Source organism: Butyricimonas sp. Marseille-P2440, assembly GCF_900091675.1.
GTDB classification, from domain to species: Bacteria; Bacteroidota; Bacteroidia; order Bacteroidales; family Marinifilaceae; genus Butyricimonas; species Butyricimonas synergistica.
The window spans coordinates 1,277,965-1,295,486 of the sequence record NZ_LT594609.1; the positions used below are offsets into that span (position 1 = coordinate 1,277,965).

The window sequence follows — 17,522 nt, forward strand, 5'->3', positions numbered from 1 at the left end:
GTGGAAAATATTGCATTCTCTTGGTTTTTCGCTATCTTTGTGGTAATAACTAAGATGGAGATAACAAATGAAATACCCGATAGGCATCCAGAGTTTTGATCAGCTCATCGAAGATGGTTACGTTTACGTGGATAAAACCGAGATGATCTACTCTCTTGTAAAAGAGGGAAAGATTTATTTTTTAAGTCGTCCCCGTCGTTTCGGGAAAAGCCTTTTGGTATCGACCCTGAAGAATTATTTCCTCGGGCGAAAGGAACTTTTCAAGGGCTTGGCAATCGACTGCTTGGAAAAAGACTGGTTTACTTATCCCGTGTTCCATATTGATTTTAACGGGAGCGATTTTCAAGAGGAGGGCACGCTAGAGAAGGTGATCGAGGGGCATATTTCCGCATGGGAAAAGGTTTACGCTGTTCCCCGGGATCAAAGCCTGGACCGGGGAATGCGTTTCATCCAAGTGCTGAAAGAGGCTCATCTCCGGACAGGTCGCCGGGCGGTGGTGTTGATTGACGAGTACGACAAGCCGATCCTCGATGTGCTCGACACGGGTCTGGAAACCGTGGTGGGGGAAAACCGGATGCTGCTGGAGGATCGGAACCGCAACGTGTTGAGGGGCTTTTACTCGGTATTCAAGGCGGCTGACGAGTATCTGCAATTCGTTTTGCTGACGGGGGTGACCAAATTCTCACAGGTAAGCGTGTTCAGCGGTTTCAACCAACCGAAAGACATCAGCATGCATCCGCGTTACGAGGCGCTTTGTGGGATAACCCAAGAGGAGATAGATGAATATTTCGGTGCTTCCATGGCGGAGATGGCGGAGTTTCAGCAGCGTGGCGTGGAAGAGGTTCGGCAGATGTTGAAACAACAGTATGACGGTTATCATTTCGGTCAGCGGCTCGTGGATGTCTACAACCCTTTCAGCCTGCTGAACGCCTTGGACTCGATGATGATTCAAGATTACTGGTTCCAAAGTGGCACGCCGTCTTACTTGATTCGTTTGTTGAACCACACGCGGGAGAATTTGGATGAATTGACCGGTCGTTATTACGAGACCCCGGAATTCGTGGATTACAAGGCAGACATGGAGAGACCGTTGCCAATGATCTACCAGAGCGGTTACTTGACGATCAAGGGGTACGACGGGAAGGAAGACACGTATTTGCTCGATTTCCCGAACAACGAGGTAAAGAAAGGGTTCGTGACCCTGGTGGCGGCAGATTATTTTAAATCATCGGACGAGTTGGTTTCTTGGGTGCGAGTTGGTGCTCGTGCATTGAAACAAGGCAACACGGAGAAATTTCGGAGCTTGTTGACTTCTTTCTTGAGTAGTATCCCTTACACGATGCGTCGGAAAGAGAACGAACGGGAAAAAGAGCGTTATTTTCACTACACTTTCTACTTGTTGATGCGTCTGGTGAGTGTTTACACGGTGTACACGGAAAAGCAGCAAAGCGGTGGGCGTGTGGATTGCATCATTGAAACGGACGCTCACGTTTACATCTTTGAGTTTAAGCTGGACGGCACGGCGGACGAGGCATTGTGCCAGATCGAAGAGAAAGGTTACGCCTTGCCCTACCTGGAAGATCCCCGCCACTTGCACCGTGTGGGTGTCAGTTTCTCCTCGGACACTGGAACCGTGGACGACTGGAAAGCGATAGAATAATTTATGAGGTGTGTTTTGACACACCTCTTCAACTTCCGTGAGGTAATAAACCTTATAAACTTTATAAACCTTATAAACCAGGCGGTTGTGCCATCCGGCACAACCGCCGTATTTTCTGCTGTCCCCGTGTGTCCGATAACGAGATATTTGATATAAACGATATGAATGACAAACTTATGAAGATGAAAGTATTGGTTTTAGTGGCAATAGCCTTGTGTAGCTTCGCTAGCGTGACGAAAGCTACTAAACAACAGCCTGAACAGCTGCTGATTGGAGAAGAAACTTTTTGGATGTACACTTTGCCGATAGAGAAAGATAGCGTGTTGTCTCGAGAGTTGCAAAAACGTTTGTCTGGAAGGATCTCAACCGGTCTTTACCGGGGATACGTGGGGACGTGGCGTTTGGAGGAAGGGAAACTGATTTTGGAAAAAGTAGTAGAGATGAGTGAGAATGGAGGTTATCAAGAGGTGGATATCAGTGGTATTTTTGATGCCTACCGCGAGAGCGGGCGTATCGTTGCCCGTTGGTTTACCGGTACGATTCTTGCCCGGGGAGGCAAATACCTGTATTGGGATAATGACCGATATGAACACGAGATCCTTTATTCCCTGCGCAAGGGAGAGGTGAAGAGAGAGAAACGGATGTACAATACTTTTCAAGCAGGTTCTAACAGGAATTACCACGGCACGATGAATATGTTGTTTAACGGTAATGGAATGGTTTGGGAAGGGGATTCGATTTTGAAAGTAGAAATTTATCCTAATCCTGACGGGACGGTGAACCGGGTGAGTGTCTGGAGTGAGAGGGATGCGAAAAAGAGGTCGAGAATATCCAGCGAACGGTTGCGGGCTAAAGTCGAGCGTTTGAGAAAAAAAAGAAATTGGTGGGAAGCTGAATCTCGTTTTTGGGCAAGAAATGTGTCAGGAATAAAGAAAAAAAGGTATAGCCGGCATCATCCTTACACGCGGGAAGTTATGGCTTGTGCCGAATTGATGGAAAAATGGGACGTGCTGACGCTTGACGGAAAGATACAGCCGGCACGGGTGAGTATAGCATGGGGTGAGAACAAGGGAAGAAACTGGTCGTTTGACATTTTGGGTAAAAATGAACAGGATTCGCTTGTCATGGAGGGAGATACCTATCGGGTGGATACTTATCTCTTGCAGCAGAACCCGGATTTGATTACCCGCTTGCGTTTGCGTCTTAAAGGGGCTTTCATGGAGAAACAACCCCGGGGGTATCTTGCCCGTTGGCGGATAGCCGATGATCGGTTATGGTTAGTCGGGATTCGTAATGCCTGCACGGGAGAGGTAATCCCGTTATCGGTGCTTAATCCCGGAAACAATGGGGAACCGCTAGAGGCTTCATGGTATACGGGGACATTTGAGATCGCAAAGGGAGAGGTCCTTGGGCAATGTTATCCTTTAAGTCGTGCCGAAAAGCGGGAAGTGGTCTGCGAGGTGGTACGGGGACGTGTTGTGCGTCAATCCGTTTATGACAATTATATCCAGCCGGGTGATTCCGTTGCGTATAATCATTTTATACAGGTTATCCGTTCACATGACTGGGACAGTTATCCTGAGTTGAAAGGGCGGTCGTTACATGGCAGATTAATTGTTTGTCCCCGTGCGGATGGGGTAGCAGATTCTATAAAAAGAATATACCTGTATATTAATGGTGGTGATGGGACACGTTATCATCGTGAAATTGACAATCCGTCCGACCCGTGGATTGAGTTGGTACGTCGTACTGCGGAAAGTGTTACCCGTTGGGAGGTGTGTTGCATCCAAGGAAAGGTGGAACCCGTGGAAGTTTGGTTTACATTAAAAGAATAGAAGAAGAAAAGAGGGGTAGCGAGGAAAATAGAAATGCAAAATGCAATAAAGTAGACAGGGTATGATAAAAATAAAGTATTTACTGGTTCTGGTAGTTGTTTCCCTTTTGGGAAGTTGTGCGGAGTCCGGATTAGATTTCGATAATGAGTTACTTTCGATTTCAGAATTGGGTATTCTTCCAGAGGAAGTGAAGGTTGATGATTTGCTAGTGGAAAATAGTCTGGATGAATGGAAAGTAGCCACGGCAAAAGTCTTGAATAACGGTATTGGGAAAAGGTTGCTTCAATTTGTTAAAAATCTGAGTCCTCGAAAAGCTTTTATTCATTTTGTACCTATAGTAGATAAGGATGGAAATTTGGATAGAAGTAGTATACGGATGACTTACGGGGCGGGCGGGCAGATAGGTTACACTTACTTGGCGTTGACGAACGCTTATAATGATGAACTTTTATTTCATGAATTTTTTCATGTTTACCAGTATGCCGGCAGGGCTCCCACGCATAATAGAAGTGATGAGGTGGAAGCCTACCTCGCGCAGTATCTTTATGCTCAAAGCCGTGGTTACGTTCCATGGGTTATTGATAAAAAATTTACAGAGATTATGACGAGGCTCGTGTCGTGTATTGATGCTAGTTCCGGTTATTTGCGGGACAAGGTAGATTATGAACAATTTTATAGCGTGTATGTAGAGGCTTTAGGGTTTCTTGGAGATTTGCCTTGGTACCGTGGTGATGATTGGACTTCGGGGGCGGTAGAATACGGTTCATACCCTTTTCAAAGACTTTTAAACTTATTAAATCAGAATTTATGAAACAGATTATTTTATCATTGGTAATTTTATTTAGCGCAGGTTTCTTGTTTTCGCAAGAGGTATTTAAACTTGGCACAGTGAAAGGGAAACACGTGACGTATGAAGTGAGGGAGCAAAAAGATGTCCCTACCTGTTGGATTGTCAGGAATGTTCATAATCCGGATACCGCTATAAAAGTGGTTCCTAACCCGGGAGCTTCCTATTCTCAGATTGCAGATATTGAAATGCAAATCGCAGAGGTCCTTCATGAACATTTGTTACCGGAAGAGTTGCTGGAAATGAAAGCGAAAGAAAAAGAAGGAGGAACCGGTTGGTTTGAGGTCATCCTGCGTGTTGATCGAGACAAGTATAAGTTATTGCAAGTGACTTGTTTTAGATTTCGTAATCGGTATATGGCAGGGATGAGGAGACCCCCGGAAAAGCGGCAGGATTATCCCACCTCGTATGAGGATTTTTGGTTGAATCTTGATCCCGACCGATTGCACGCAATAGAGGAAGATATCGTAAAAAAAGTGGTATTGCCGGAGAAAATGCCGGAGATATTTTTAACGGATGATTTTAATATCTTGTTAATGCCTCGTGATTTCATCGATATAAAGAAAATAGAAGAAGAGAGAAAGAAAGCGATAGAACGTTGGAAAACGGAGAATCTTAAACCGCGCGAGGGATACCCGCCCTTGGTGTTGTAGGAAAAGATAAAAGAGTTAGCGAAACACTTCTATGACGTGTTCTATAAAGGTCTATATTAAAGATTTGTGATGAAACGGATAATTTTATTATTGATCTTGGTGTTAGGTAGTGACGTGTTATTTTCTCAAATAACGAAGGAATTGACGTGCAATATACCGGAGGGTAAACAGGTGGGCGACACGTTGACGGGTAAACATGCGAAATACAAGCTTTATGCGGATAATTCAGGGGTATTTTCGGTGTTGCAAAATTTAGAGAATTGCGATACGGTTAATTTGAGGTTAATTGATCCGAAAGGCACGATTCGGCCTTCAACTGTATTGGCATGTTTCGACGAGTTGTTTACAAAAATTGTAGGTGAGTTTTTAACATTATCGGAGAAAGCGATTTATAAGAAAGCTGGAGGGGATATCATCGTTGCATGTCGTTTGAAAGAGGGAAAAATAGAGGAATTGTCCTTTTGGTGGTTCAAAATGTTGCCTTTCCCGGAAGATGATCCGGAGATGCAAGGTGAAATGGGACGTGCTATTGTTGAAAAATACAAAATGTTGAGGCGAATATCGGTGGATCGTTTCCTCGAGATTGAAAAAGCGCTTAAAGAACGAGTTGATTTTAGTGGACTGGAATGGATAGAGAAGGAAGGAATTTATTTGAAAATGAGTGTTGATTCATGCTACATGGATTGACGAATGATACAAACGAATAATATTAATGAAGATTATGAAACAAATTGGATTATCTATGTTGTTAGTAATTTGTGCGTTCGTGACGAGCGTGGCACAAGAAGGTTTTAAAATCACGGGACGCTTGGGAGGTACGCTCTCGGGAGATCTCGTTTTGGCGGCGAGCGGGGCGGAAGGGTTGGTAAAACTGGACGAGGCGGTGATGGTGAACGGGGATTTCGAGTTCGCGGGACGGGTCGACGGGATGGTGCTTGCCTATATCTTGACGGCGGAGCAGCAGCCCGTGGCGACGTTGATGCTCGAGAACCTGGAATACACGATCGTGGCGGGGGAGAACGGCATTGACGTGCAAGGGGGCGGGGAGTCGCAGCAAGTATTGAATCAATACAACGCTCTCAACCAGGTGATCGCCCGGGAGAAGATGCTTATGGAGCAAGAAGCCCGTGCCGCTTACGCCCAGCAGAACCAGATGAAGATGCAGGCGTTGCAGCAACAGTTCCAGAAAGTGATGGAGGAAGTCGGGGCGAAGCAGGCGGAGCTGTTCCGCGTCTACAAGGATTCGCCCGTGACGGCTTTCGTGATCGCTTCCGGCATGGGGCAGATGGATTACACCTCTTTGAAAGCCGTTTATGACGGGTTGGGCGAAACGGCAAAAAGCAGTCCTTACGGTCAGGCGATCGTCCAACAGTTGGCGGTATTCAAGCAAGTGGAACCGGGCTCCGTGGCACCCGATTTTACCGGGACCGCGTCGGGAGGCGAGACGGTTTCCCTGCATGGCGTGAAGGCGAAATTGAAGTTGATCGATTTCTGGGCATCGTGGTGCGCCCCCTGCCGCCAGGAAATGCCCAACGTGGCAAAAATCTACAAGAAATACCGTGAAGCCGGCTTAGAAATCATCGGCGTGTCGCTCGACACGAAAGCCCCGGATTGGCAGAAAGCCATGCAGGATGAAAAAATGACCTGGCTGAACATCATGGACGAGCAGAAGCAAATCGCCGCCCGCTATCTCGTGCGGGGCATCCCCCACACCCTCCTCCTCGACGAGAACAACCGCATCATCGCCAAAAACCTCCGGGGCAAAGCCTTGGAGAAAAAGATCGCGGAGTTGCTGAAGGAATAAAATCAAGTGAATATAAAACTTTGTAGATTTATGAAACAGATTATTTTATCATTAGTGGTGTTGTTCGCCGCGGGAGTGGCGAGTGCACAAAACGTGTTTAAACACGGGGCAACGGTGAAAGGCAAACACGTGACGTATGAAGTGAAACCTATTGCGATTATTGACAAGCGTGAGGATGAATCTTATTCGAGATGCCTTGTCCGTAATATTCATAATCCGGATACCGTGCTGAAAGCGAGAGTATATAGGGAAGAGGTGAAGCGGGGCTTTTTCGTGGATTTAAGCTTGCAGATAGGTGTCATTCTCCACGATCATCTGTCGAAAGCAGAGCTCGCGAAACTGGATGAAAAGGATAGAAAAAATGAACCATACGGGGAAAGTATGGGTGTCATGTTGCGTGTGGATAGCACGGGGCATAAATTGTTACAAGTGACTTGCTTCATGTTTTATAATCATTACGTGGCAGCACAGGATCGCACCAAACGAGGCGAGCAATGGCCTGGAGATCCTGTTGTCGCGTACGACGGTTTTTGGTTGAACTTTGATCCCGACAGGTTGTATGCCATAGAGAAAGATATCGTGGAGCGACTGGTGTTGCCTGAAGATACACCGAAGATTTACCTGGTAGAAGATATCGAGGTGTATATCTCTACGGATCAAATGCTTGACCCGGAAAAAGCTAAAGCTAAATGGACGGCACACGAGGCAGGACTAAAAGAGAGAATATGAAAATTTGTAAGTTTATTGTATTGTCGGTTTTACTTGTATCCTGTTGGAATTGCGCTGATCCGGAATTGGAAATTGATGAGGAAACGATTTCCGATACCGAACTGAATTCTCTTTTCGGGGATATAAGAGTAATGGATATACTTGAGCCAGGTTATCCTAAGGAGTGGGGTGATGCCACTTTTTATATTTTGAATAGTAGTATGGGCTATAAATTACTAAAATATGTCAAAGCGTTGAACCCCAATAGTGCTTTTATTCATTTTGATGCAATATTGGATAGAGATGGGTATCCGGATATGAGTGTAGAAAAAATGGCTTATGCCGGGAGTGGATTAATCCGTTACACGGGTAAAGCGACTCAAAACAAGTGTAAAGACGAGCTTTTGTTCCATGAATTTTTTCATGTTTTTCAAAATGGAATTAAGTATTCACCGAGAAAAAGCCTGAATAATGAATTGGAGGCGTATCTCGCTCAATATTTTTACTCCGAGGATAAAAGTAGTGGTTATTGTGCGGTTATGATTGATCTTGTTTTTCAGGAAAAGCTTGTAGCGCTTGCTTCTTGTATTAATAAGTATACAGGGTATTTGAAAGTTTCGTATGATGAATTTTACCAGGAGTACGTGAAAGTATTGAATTGTATTGCAGGTAAATATCCTTATAATGGTCCCGATTGGATACGGGATCAGGCAGAATATAACGAACAACCTTTTCCAAAACTTTTTCAATTATTAAATCAACAATCATGAAACAGATTATTTTATCATTAGTGGTGTTGTTCGCCGCGGGAGTGGCGAGCGCACAAGACGTGTTTAAACTTGGGACAACGGTGAAAGGCAAACACGTGACGTATGAAGTGAAACCTATGGAGCCTGTCAGCAAGTATTGGAAAGCTTGGATGATTCGCAATGTTCATAACGTGGATACCGTGTTGAAAGAGATACCGTATAGAAGTGTGATAAAGCGGGGCTTTTTCGAGGATTTAAGCATGCAGATCGGTATTATTCTTCACGACCATTTGTCAGCGGAGGAGGTGTCCATGTTGAAAGAAATGGGAACGGATGGACTGTTTGCGGTTGTGTTGCGCGTGGATAGCACGAGGCGTAAATTGTTGCAAGTGACATGTTTTGCCTTTGAAAATAAATATGTTATAGCACAGGAACGAGCCAAACGAGGTGTGCAGCAGTGGAGACCTCCTGTCGCTTACGATGGTTTTTGGTTGGATATTGATCCCGATAGGTTGTATGCGATAGAGAAAGATATCGTGAAACGATTGGTTTTGCCAGAAGATATGGAGGAAACTTATTTAGTGGATGATTTTGAGGTATTCGTCAACCCGGATAAAATACTTGATCCGGAAAAAGCTAAAGCCAAAAGAGCAGAGGAGGAGGAGGAGCGAAAAAAGTGGATAGAACATAATAAAAGAACATTGCAGCGTTACTTGGAGGAAAGTAAATGAAATATGAAAAAATTGGTTTTATTATTGGTTTTGATGTCGGTTTATGGGATTTTGTTCTCTCAGGGTATAAACGGTAAACGAGTTTCATGTGTAAACGGAATTCCTTTGGAATGTTTGAATACAGGAGATACATTGACTGGAAAAAATGTGAATTACGAGGTGAAAAAAAGTGATGTGTTCCTTTTTTTGAGGAATGTAAATAATAAATATGATACACTTTGTAATGAAGGTCGACTATTGGGAAAAAATATATATGGGGCAAATGTTCATTTTGACAGCTTAAAGAATACTATTTTTGAAATTGTATATGGGCATTTGACTCACGAAGAAATAGGAGAGGTGATTTGTCAGAACGCATCTCTTTATGTTCATTCTGTGTTGGATTCTTCTTTACGGGTACGGGAAATTGTTTTTGTTCTGCCTAAAAATATTTGCGATTACGATGAAAATGACAAGTGGAAATTCGATAGTATATACTCAAGATTGTTAAGTTTAGACTATTATGATAAAGAAGCTCTTGATAAGTGGAAAGAAATGTATTCCAAACGGACATTTGATTCTGTCGAGAGTAAAGCGTATTTCTGGAGAACCTTCCCGGTGGATCGATTCCACGAGATAGAAAAGGAAATCGTGACAAAAGCGAGGCTAAATGAGGATGATGATCTTTATCAACATGTGATAAAATATGACATCTGGAAAAATTATTTTATAGTTGATGTGCGAGCCTGTCTTTTGGATAAAATGAGGGAAAATGGAGGGGTGGTGCCTAGTGGATCCGTATTTTATGACGTGTTTTATTAGGATCGCGTTAAAGATCTTGAAGAATTAAATTTAAGAAGATTAGTTATAAACCTAAAATTTAATGAATGATGAAAAGAAAAGTATTGTTTTTCGGTTTGGCGATGGCATTCTCGCTCGCCGGTAAAGCCCAAGAGGGTTTTCAAATTAGCGGGAAAATGGGTAATATGACGGATGGAACGCTCTTGCTGGTCAGCGAGGAGAGCGGCAAGCCCGACACGTTGGGCACGATCGGGGTTAAAAACGGGACGTTTGTTTTTACGGGCAAGGTGTTGCGCCCCGTGGCGGCTTACCTCACCCCGGCTAACGGGGAGGGGATGATCCCCCTGATCCTGGAGAACGCCAATTTCATGATAAACGTCAGCAACGCCGGGGCGTTGATACAGGGTGGCAAGCAACAGGAATTGCTGTCCCGCTTCACCCGCATCAGCCAGTCGTTCATGGCGGAGCAGGCGAAGGTGGCGGCAGAGGCGCAACAGCCCGGGGCGGATGTAGCCGCCTTGCAAGCCCGGGTGGACCAGGCTTACGAGGCGTCGGTGAACGCCACGCTGGAGTTGATCAAGGCGAACCCCGACGAGTACGCCACGGCGCACGTGATCGCCCTTGGTATCGGCAGTGAAACGGAAGAGGGCTTGCGCTCGAAGTATGAACTGTTGGGCGAGGCGGCACGTGCCACGATCCCCGGCAAGCGGATTGCCGCCGCTTTGGAGCAGTACGAGAAACTCGCCGTCGGCGAGGTTGCCCCGAACTTCACGCTCGCCAAACCGGATGGCAACACGTTTAGCCTGCACGACGTTCCCGCGAAGTGGAAACTGGTGCATTTCTGGGCGGCACGGGTGGAGAGTTCCCGGCGGGACAACGCCGACCTGGTGAAACTTTACCTGCAATACCGCCCGCGCGGACTGGAGATCGTCAGCGTGGCGCTGGACGACAACCACGCGATGTGGAAGCAAGCCGTCGGGCTTGACGGTATGATCTGGACGAACGGCTCCGACCTCAAGGGCATGGATTCCGAGATCGTCCGCCTTTACCTGGTAAACGACCTCCCCGCTTATTTCCTGCTCGACGCCGAGAACCGTGTCGTTGCCCGGGGAATGGCATTTCCTGCCCTTCGCGATAAATTGGCGGAGTTGACGAAGAAGAGAAAGAAGTAAAAGGCTTGTCTGCTATCATGAAGTGTTAAAAATGAAAATAGGAAAATTATGGAGAAACGATGTTATCTATTCTTTTTAAGTTTATTTTTCATTTCTTGTTCACAAGATGTATTTGAAGAAAAATTTGAAAATTTGGAAAATACGGAAATGGAGGAAATGATGATGATAAATCCGCCTCCAGGTTGCCAAACTTGTTTGGATTCTTTGTTTGCAGCTTTAAATCATGTAGTAACACTTATGGAGATGAGGACTACGATAAATGGTTACAGTATATTTCAAATGAATTATAGCACTGATGATGATGCTATCGTTCGTGTAGATATCAATAATATGCCATATCGATTTTGGGTAAGTCGGAATTTAATTCGTCGATACAGTTGGAAAGGTTATCTTTTGATTGCTTTGCACGAATGGTTTCATATTCTATATGGACTTTTGAATGAGGAGGGGCATAGAATTATGGCGTATGATACAGAGTTTTGGCGTTATCTTGCTAAGGCTGTAGGATGTGATTTAACTACTGCTCGGTGGCTTGCTTTTTCTGGAATGGAAAATACAGAAGCTTATGAAAGTTTATCGGCGGCGGATAAAGCAAAAGTGCATCAAGCCGAAGCAGAATGTCGTATATTTAAAAATTAAAAGTAATGAAAAAATCAAAAGTTTATTTATGGTTGTTGTTTACAGCGATGTCGTTATCTGTGCAGGCTGAGCGAGTGGTGGAAATAAGTGAAAAAAGGTGGAGCCAAAAAGATAGTGCAGTGATGTTTAACTTGGCGAAAGACCAGTTCGTCGTATTGATATCCAGTGGATTATACCAGGATGGGGAGGAAAAGGAAGGTATATTTTACAGTAGGGAGTTTGCTTTGACCCCAAGTCTTGATACGATTTTTTACCAGAGGTATCGATTGGTGTCGCCGATTCTGTCGTCAGATTATGTTTTTTTTCTGCACGAGGAATCTGTTGCCCAAAAATTGGTTGTGCCGAAAACCTTGCTGGAAAAAGTGAGGCCGGTAGACATGAACGAGAAATTGGCGCAATTGAAAGAAGCAAACGAGGTGTTGCGTTTTATGCTTGACACGTTGGTTTACGGTGAGGATTTGAAGCGGGTGCGGGAGATTGCACCCGAGGGAATGTCGAAAATGGAGAAGATGAAATTAGTTTTGAGTGGTAAATTAGAACCCTATAAAAAGCGGGTATGGCTGATAGACCGTCGATATATCACGGCGGATTCGGTGCTGTTACTTGAGGTAAAATCGACGTGGATGGATGGCGGTTTTGCGAGAAAAAAGCGAAATTGAAATTTAAAATGTAGAGAACTATGAGGAAATTTTTATTACTATTCGGTTAGGCGATGGCATTCTCGCTCGCCGGTAAAGCCCAGGAGGGTTTTCAAATTAGCGGGAAACTGGTGCATTTCTGGGCGGCACGGGTGGAAAGTTCCCGCCGGGACAAAAAACTTTACCTATAATACCGCCCGCGCGGACTGGAGATCGTCAGCGTGGCGCTGGACGACAACCACGCGATGTGGAAGCAAGCCGTCGGGCTTGACGGTATGATCTGGACGAACGGCTCCGACCTCAAGGGCATGGATTCCGAGATCGTCCGCCTTTACCTGGTAAACGACCTCCCCGCTTATTTCCTGCTCGACGCCGAGAACCGTGTCGTTGCCCGGGGAATGGCATTTCCTGCCCTTCGCGATAAATTGGCGGAGTTGACGAAGAAGAGAAAGAAATAAAAAGGCTTGTCTGCCTTTTCAAAGAATCAGGTAAAAAGTTTATTGCCTTCTTGAACTTTTGAAAGTGAAAGAAAAGAAGATCGCAGAATTACCAAAAAATAAAGAAGAGGACATGAATGCTTGTAAAGTAATATTATTATTTGTTTTAATCGTATCCTGTTGGAATTGTGCCGAGCCGGAGTTCGGAATCGAGGATGAGATGCTTCCCGATACCGAATTGTATCTTGTTGATGATGGCCTGACAGTGGATCAGTTGCTCGTGGAAAATACGGATGTCGCCTTTCAAAGGGCTACAGGAAAAATATTGAACAGCGAGATAGGACGTAAATTACTTGTTCTTGTTAAAAGATATAATAAAGATCGTCCTTTTATCCGTTTTACAGCTATTCCAGATCAAAATGGAGATCCTGTACATGGTTATGGAATGATGGTAATGAAATATGCCGGGTGCGGTGAGATAAGGTATAATTTTGACGCGTGGAAATCGGAATATAATGATGGGCCTTTGTTTCATGAGTTTTTTCACATGTATCAAAATGAGAATCAACCTCCTCTGAAAAGCCGGAATAACGAGGTGGAGGCTTATGTCGCACAATATCTGTATTCAGATCCAGAAAGTAGTGGAATTTTTATAGAGTTATTTGATGAAAGATTTCATGCTTGTATTGTGAGGCTTGCCAAACAAATTAATAAACGTACCGGATGTTTTAAGAATAGAGTGGATGTTGAAAAATTTTACAATGATTATCAAGAGGCCTTAGATTGGCTTGCGAACCATCCCGACTATAGTGGAGAAGGGTGGTTTGAAAATCGGGATTACAGGACTAATTATCCTTTTCCCAATCTTGTTAAACTATTAAAAGAAAGTAAATGAAACGGGTTATTTTATTATTAGCAGTGGTGTTTGTTGCGAGTGTGGCGAGAGCACAAGACGTGTTTAAACTTGGGATCGTGAAAGGGAAGCACGTGACGTATGAGGTTACAAAAAAGCGGAGTGGTTTGTGGACGGTCACGAATATTCATAACCCGGATACGACGACACGGCGGGGGGATAAACTACTTCCTGGTCGTAAAGAGTTGATATTGAATTGCGAATTGCAATTAGGGCAAATTGTTCGCGAGCATTTAACCCGTGAAGAGTTGTTGGAATTGAGTAAACCGAAGTGGGCTCGTGAGATATTTTGGGTAGAACTCAGGGGGGATTGGTCATCGGGCGAAGTGTTGCAAGTGGTTAATTTTGAATTTGAGAATCGCTATGATTTCTGTTTACGTATTCCACGGGAGAGACGTTGTGAAGGCCTCCACTATCCGGATCACTATGACGGATTTTGGTTAAATTTTGATCCGGACAGGCTTCACGGGATAGAGCAAGATGTCGTGAAAAGATTGAAAGTGCCTAAAATGACTGAAAAGGAGTTGGAAGCCTTTCAGGGGCGGGATTTGACAGTCAGTTTGGAATGTGGCGAAATATCTAATATCGAGCAAGCTATAAAAGAGAAAAGAAAATCTTATGAACAAGATAGAAAGGAATGGCGGGAGTTCGAGAAAAGATGTAAAAAAGAATGGAAAAGAGAAGAGAAAAGGAAATGAAAAGGATGATAGTTTATTTCTCTTTGCTGTTCACGGCGATGTCGTTACCGGAACTGGCGGTGCAGGCTCACGTGTCAGATCATGTTTCTTTTCAACACGAGGAGTCTGTTGACAAGAAATTGGTCATGTTAAAAACCTTACTGGAAATGTTTATAGTGTAAAGCTAATAAGAGCTTTTCATTTTAGGTGCGTGCTGGGGGAAAGTCGCTTGGCGGCTTCCCCCTTTTTTATAGTTTACGCCCGTCGGTGAATATTTCATGAGGCATAACTTTAATTGTCTATGAAAACAGATTTATCGGGTGTGAACGCACCTTTAAGCGTGTCACCGCAGGTGGCAGATGGCTTGTTTATTCGCCAGGACGAGTATTACAAGAAATATTTTTACGCCGACATCGTTTGGATCGAGGCGTCGGCTAATTATAGCGATTTCTATTTAAAGGATAAATCCCGTATCACCGTGGCGTGCCGTTTGGGAGTCGTGGAGCGGCAATTGCCGGACGCGTATTTTGCCCGTGTACACCGTGGATTTATCCTGAACCTACGTTATGTCGACACGTGGGCGGGGAACTCCTTGCGAGCCCACGGGAAATGGTTCCCGATCGGGGATCATTACCGGAAAAACGTGTTGGCTTGTCTTAATATACTGGATACTTCCCGGGTGTACCCGAAAACGGGGCGAGAGGAGTAATCTTATAATTTATATTCACCGGTCTCGTGGATAAGTTTATCGGCGGGCTTCGGTGGAAGGTTTGTCAATTTATGATTTTGGATTTATGATAGGGTGGATTCCCGTTGAAGACGGGTGCAAAGCCGCTTACGGACGTTCTTGTACCGGCCGTGAAACGGGAGTGAATGGGGATCGCGGAGGTAGTTGAATGGCATTTCTCGGGAATATGGCATTTTTCATGGAATAGAATCACTGGATAACTTAGGGGTAAGGTGTGATAGAAGAAAATGAGATTCGTGTATTGTATCTTCCGGCATATATGACGATGTTCCTGTGATTCTGTCAGGACTATGTGGAACGGTTGAATATGATAGGGGAATTTCCGTTGAAGACGGGGAGTAGTCCCGGTGTAGTTAGGGAACAAATTCCTTTCAAACTCGTTTTAAAGTCGTTTCAAAGACCTTCGGGAAAGTTTTTGAAAAGAGTTTGCAAGGAAAGAGAAAGGAGAGAAACCGGTTACTCGTTGGTAACACGGTATGATTATTTACCGTGATTGCCTGGAAAAAGCGTAGCCTGCACGGTAAAATCGCGCTTGTCGCGTGGTGTAGGGTCGTGTGGAACCCGCTCTAGTGATTTTTCAACGCTTTGATATTTATGGTATTGTAAAAAAAATCAAAAAAAGTTCTTGAAATATTTGGAAAATGGAAATCAATTGCCTTATCTTTGCACCCGCTTTCGAGAGAGAGGGCAAGCGACGAGAGAAGCTTAAACGAGATACTGGACAGATAGGTTTCGGGAAACCTCGGAAAAAAAAGTTTCAAAAAAACTTGATAAAAATTTGGAGGTTGAAAAATAAGCTTTATCTTTGCACCCGCTTTCAACGATGGAGGCACGAGGGGCTGAATAGAGGGGAGAAGAAAGATGAAAAAGAGTTCTTTAAGATATTGAAATGAACAACGTAGCGAGCGAGAATCGATAAACGACGATAAGTCGAGATTCATACACATGACCCTGCCAGAATAATTTCTGAAAATAACTATTACAATGAAGAGTTTGATCCTGGCTCAGGATGAACGCTAGCGACAGGCTTAACACATGCAAGTCGAGGGGCAGCATGAGGTAGCAATACCTTGATGGCGACCGGCGCACGGGTGAGTAACACGTGTGCAACCAACCTCGTGCCGGGAGATAACCCGCGGAAACGTGGACTAAGATCCCATGGTACTTCTTCCCCGCATGGAGAAGATTTTAAAAGTAATGGCACGAGACGGGCACGCGCGGCATTAGGTAGTTGGCGGGGTAACGGCCCACCAAGCCGACGATGCCTAGGGGTTCTGAGAGGAAGGTCCCCCACACTGGAACTGAGACACGGTCCAGACTCCTACGGGAGGCAGCAGTGAGGAATATTGGTCAATGGGCGGAAGCCTGAACCAGCCAAGTCGCGTGAGGGAAGAATGGTCTATGGCCTGTAAACCTCTTTTACGAGAGAAGAATAAGCGGTACGTGTACCGCGATGCCAGTATCTCGTGAATAAGCATCGGCTAACTCCGTGCCAGCAGCCGCGGTAACACGGGGGATGCGAGCGTTATCCGGATTTATTGGGTTTAAAGGGCGCGTAGGCGGGATGCCAAGTCAGCGGTAAAAGACTGCAGCTAAACTGTAGCACGCCGTTGAAACTGGTGCCCTAGAGAGAAGTCGAGGGAGGCGGAACAAGTGAAGTAGCGGTGAAATGCTTAGATATCACTTGGAACCCCGATAGCGAAGGCAGCTTCCCAGTCTTTATCTGACGCTGATGCGCGAGAGCGTGGGTAGCGAACAGGATTAGATACCCTGGTAGTCCACGCCGTAAACGATGCTCACTGGATCTTGGCGATACACGGCCAGGGTTCAAGCGAAAGTATTAAGTGAGCCACCTGGGGAGTACGTCGGCAACGATGAAACTCAAAGGAATTGACGGGGGCCCGCACAAGCGGAGGAACATGTGGTTTAATTCGATGATACGCGAGGAACCTTACCTGGGTTTAAATGTAGAGTGCATTCGCTGGAAACAGTGATTCCCCTCGGGGCTCTTTACAAGGTGCTGCATGGTTGTCGTCAGCTCGTGCCGTGAGGTGTCGGGTTAAGTCCCATAACGAGCGCAACCCCTATCGATAGTTGCCACCGGGTAACGCCGGGCACTCTATCGAGACTGCCACCGTAAGGTGCGAGGAAGGCGGGGATGACGTCAAATCAGCACGGCCCTTACATCCAGGGCTACACACGTGTTACAATGGCCGGTACAGAGGGCCGCCACGGGGTGACCCGGCGCTAATCTCTAAAGCCGGTCGTAGTTCGGACTGGAGTCTGCAACCCGACTCCACGAAGTTGGATTCGCTAGTAATCGCGCATCAGCCATGGCGCGGTGAATACGTTCCCGGGCCTTGTACACACCGCCCGTCAAGCCATGGAAGCCGGGAGTACCTGAAGATCGTGACCGCGAGGAACGGGCTAGGGTAATACTGGTAACTGGGGCTAAGTCGTAACAAGGTAGCCGTACCGGAAGGTGCGGCTGGAACACCTCCTTTCTGGAGCCAGAGTTCATGTAGCTCGCT

At 45.4% G+C, this 17,522-nt stretch carries 18 protein-coding genes and 1 rRNA gene; all 19 read left to right on the forward strand.

Going from position 1 to position 17,522, the window contains the following annotated elements:
• The first annotated feature begins 67 nt into the window (after positions 1 to 67).
• The 19 genes from BN8899_RS10910 (at position 68) to BN8899_RS11005 (ending at position 17,495) form a co-directional block, all read left to right on the forward strand.
• Positions 68 to 1,660: an ATP-binding protein gene (locus BN8899_RS10910; RefSeq protein ID WP_065219391.1), complete on the forward strand. Its 1,593-nt coding sequence runs from the start codon at positions 68 to 70 to the stop codon at positions 1,658 to 1,660.
• A gap of 161 nt (positions 1,661 to 1,821) precedes the next feature.
• Complete coding sequence (locus BN8899_RS10915; protein ID WP_065219392.1) at positions 1,822 to 3,495, forward strand: hypothetical protein; 1,674 nt, start codon at positions 1,822 to 1,824, stop codon at positions 3,493 to 3,495.
• A gap of 61 nt (positions 3,496 to 3,556) precedes the next feature.
• Positions 3,557 to 4,306, forward strand: coding sequence for a hypothetical protein (locus tag BN8899_RS10920; protein ID WP_065219393.1), 750 nt, complete (start codon positions 3,557 to 3,559; stop codon positions 4,304 to 4,306).
• A complete protein-coding gene (locus tag BN8899_RS10925) occupies positions 4,303 to 4,995 on the forward strand; it encodes a hypothetical protein (RefSeq protein WP_065219394.1) in 693 nt (230 codons plus the stop codon). Before BN8899_RS10920 ends, BN8899_RS10925 begins: the two co-directional genes overlap by 4 nt.
• 69 nt (positions 4,996 to 5,064) lie before the next feature.
• Positions 5,065 to 5,682, forward strand: coding sequence for a hypothetical protein (locus BN8899_RS10930; protein ID WP_065219395.1), 618 nt, complete (start codon positions 5,065 to 5,067; stop codon positions 5,680 to 5,682).
• Positions 5,683 to 5,737: 55 nt separating this feature from the next.
• Positions 5,738 to 6,799 carry a TlpA disulfide reductase family protein gene (locus BN8899_RS10935; protein WP_231932329.1) on the forward strand — a complete coding sequence of 354 codons (1,062 nt, stop codon included), beginning with the start codon at positions 5,738 to 5,740 and terminating at the stop codon, positions 6,797 to 6,799.
• A gap of 30 nt (positions 6,800 to 6,829) precedes the next feature.
• Entirely contained in the window at positions 6,830 to 7,528 is a 699-nt protein-coding gene (locus tag BN8899_RS10940) for a hypothetical protein (protein ID WP_065219397.1), read from the forward strand.
• Positions 7,525 to 8,277, forward strand: coding sequence for a hypothetical protein (locus tag BN8899_RS10945; protein ID WP_065219398.1), 753 nt, complete (start codon positions 7,525 to 7,527; stop codon positions 8,275 to 8,277). The genes BN8899_RS10940 and BN8899_RS10945 overlap by 4 nt, the downstream gene beginning before the upstream one ends.
• Positions 8,274 to 8,987 carry a hypothetical protein gene (locus tag BN8899_RS10950; protein WP_065219399.1) on the forward strand — a complete coding sequence of 238 codons (714 nt, stop codon included), beginning with the start codon at positions 8,274 to 8,276 and terminating at the stop codon, positions 8,985 to 8,987. Before BN8899_RS10945 ends, BN8899_RS10950 begins: the two co-directional genes overlap by 4 nt.
• A 3-nt stretch (positions 8,988 to 8,990) precedes the next feature.
• Entirely contained in the window at positions 8,991 to 9,788 is a 798-nt protein-coding gene (locus tag BN8899_RS10955; RefSeq protein ID WP_065219400.1) for a hypothetical protein, read from the forward strand.
• A gap of 65 nt (positions 9,789 to 9,853) precedes the next feature.
• Positions 9,854 to 10,939, forward strand: a complete 1,086-nt coding sequence (locus BN8899_RS10960) for a TlpA disulfide reductase family protein (protein ID WP_065219401.1) — start codon at positions 9,854 to 9,856, stop codon at positions 10,937 to 10,939.
• Between the two features lie 48 nt (positions 10,940 to 10,987).
• Positions 10,988 to 11,578, forward strand: coding sequence for a hypothetical protein (locus BN8899_RS10965; protein WP_065219402.1), 591 nt, complete (start codon positions 10,988 to 10,990; stop codon positions 11,576 to 11,578).
• Positions 11,579 to 11,583: 5 nt separating this feature from the next.
• On the forward strand, positions 11,584 to 12,237 hold the full coding sequence (locus BN8899_RS10970) for a hypothetical protein (protein WP_065219403.1): 654 nt from the start codon (positions 11,584 to 11,586) through the stop codon (positions 12,235 to 12,237).
• A gap of 200 nt (positions 12,238 to 12,437) precedes the next feature.
• A complete protein-coding gene (locus BN8899_RS20745) occupies positions 12,438 to 12,674 on the forward strand; it encodes a TlpA family protein disulfide reductase (RefSeq protein ID WP_231932330.1) in 237 nt (78 codons plus the stop codon).
• A 64-nt stretch (positions 12,675 to 12,738) separates the two neighbouring features.
• Positions 12,739 to 13,548 (forward strand): hypothetical protein, encoded by an 810-nt coding sequence (locus BN8899_RS10980; protein WP_148375377.1) that lies wholly within the window; start codon positions 12,739 to 12,741, stop codon positions 13,546 to 13,548.
• Positions 13,545 to 14,264 (forward strand): hypothetical protein, encoded by a 720-nt coding sequence (locus BN8899_RS10985; protein ID WP_065219406.1) that lies wholly within the window; start codon positions 13,545 to 13,547, stop codon positions 14,262 to 14,264. Before BN8899_RS10980 ends, BN8899_RS10985 begins: the two co-directional genes overlap by 4 nt.
• Complete coding sequence (locus BN8899_RS20750) at positions 14,261 to 14,425, forward strand: hypothetical protein (RefSeq protein ID WP_157237427.1); 165 nt, start codon at positions 14,261 to 14,263, stop codon at positions 14,423 to 14,425. Before BN8899_RS10985 ends, BN8899_RS20750 begins: the two co-directional genes overlap by 4 nt.
• Positions 14,426 to 14,544: 119 nt before the next feature.
• Entirely contained in the window at positions 14,545 to 14,952 is a 408-nt protein-coding gene (locus tag BN8899_RS10990; RefSeq protein WP_065219407.1) for a LytR/AlgR family response regulator transcription factor, read from the forward strand.
• 1,020 nt (positions 14,953 to 15,972) lie between these two features.
• Positions 15,973 to 17,495, forward strand: a 16S ribosomal RNA gene (locus BN8899_RS11005).
• The last annotated feature ends 27 nt before the right edge of the window (positions 17,496 to 17,522 follow it).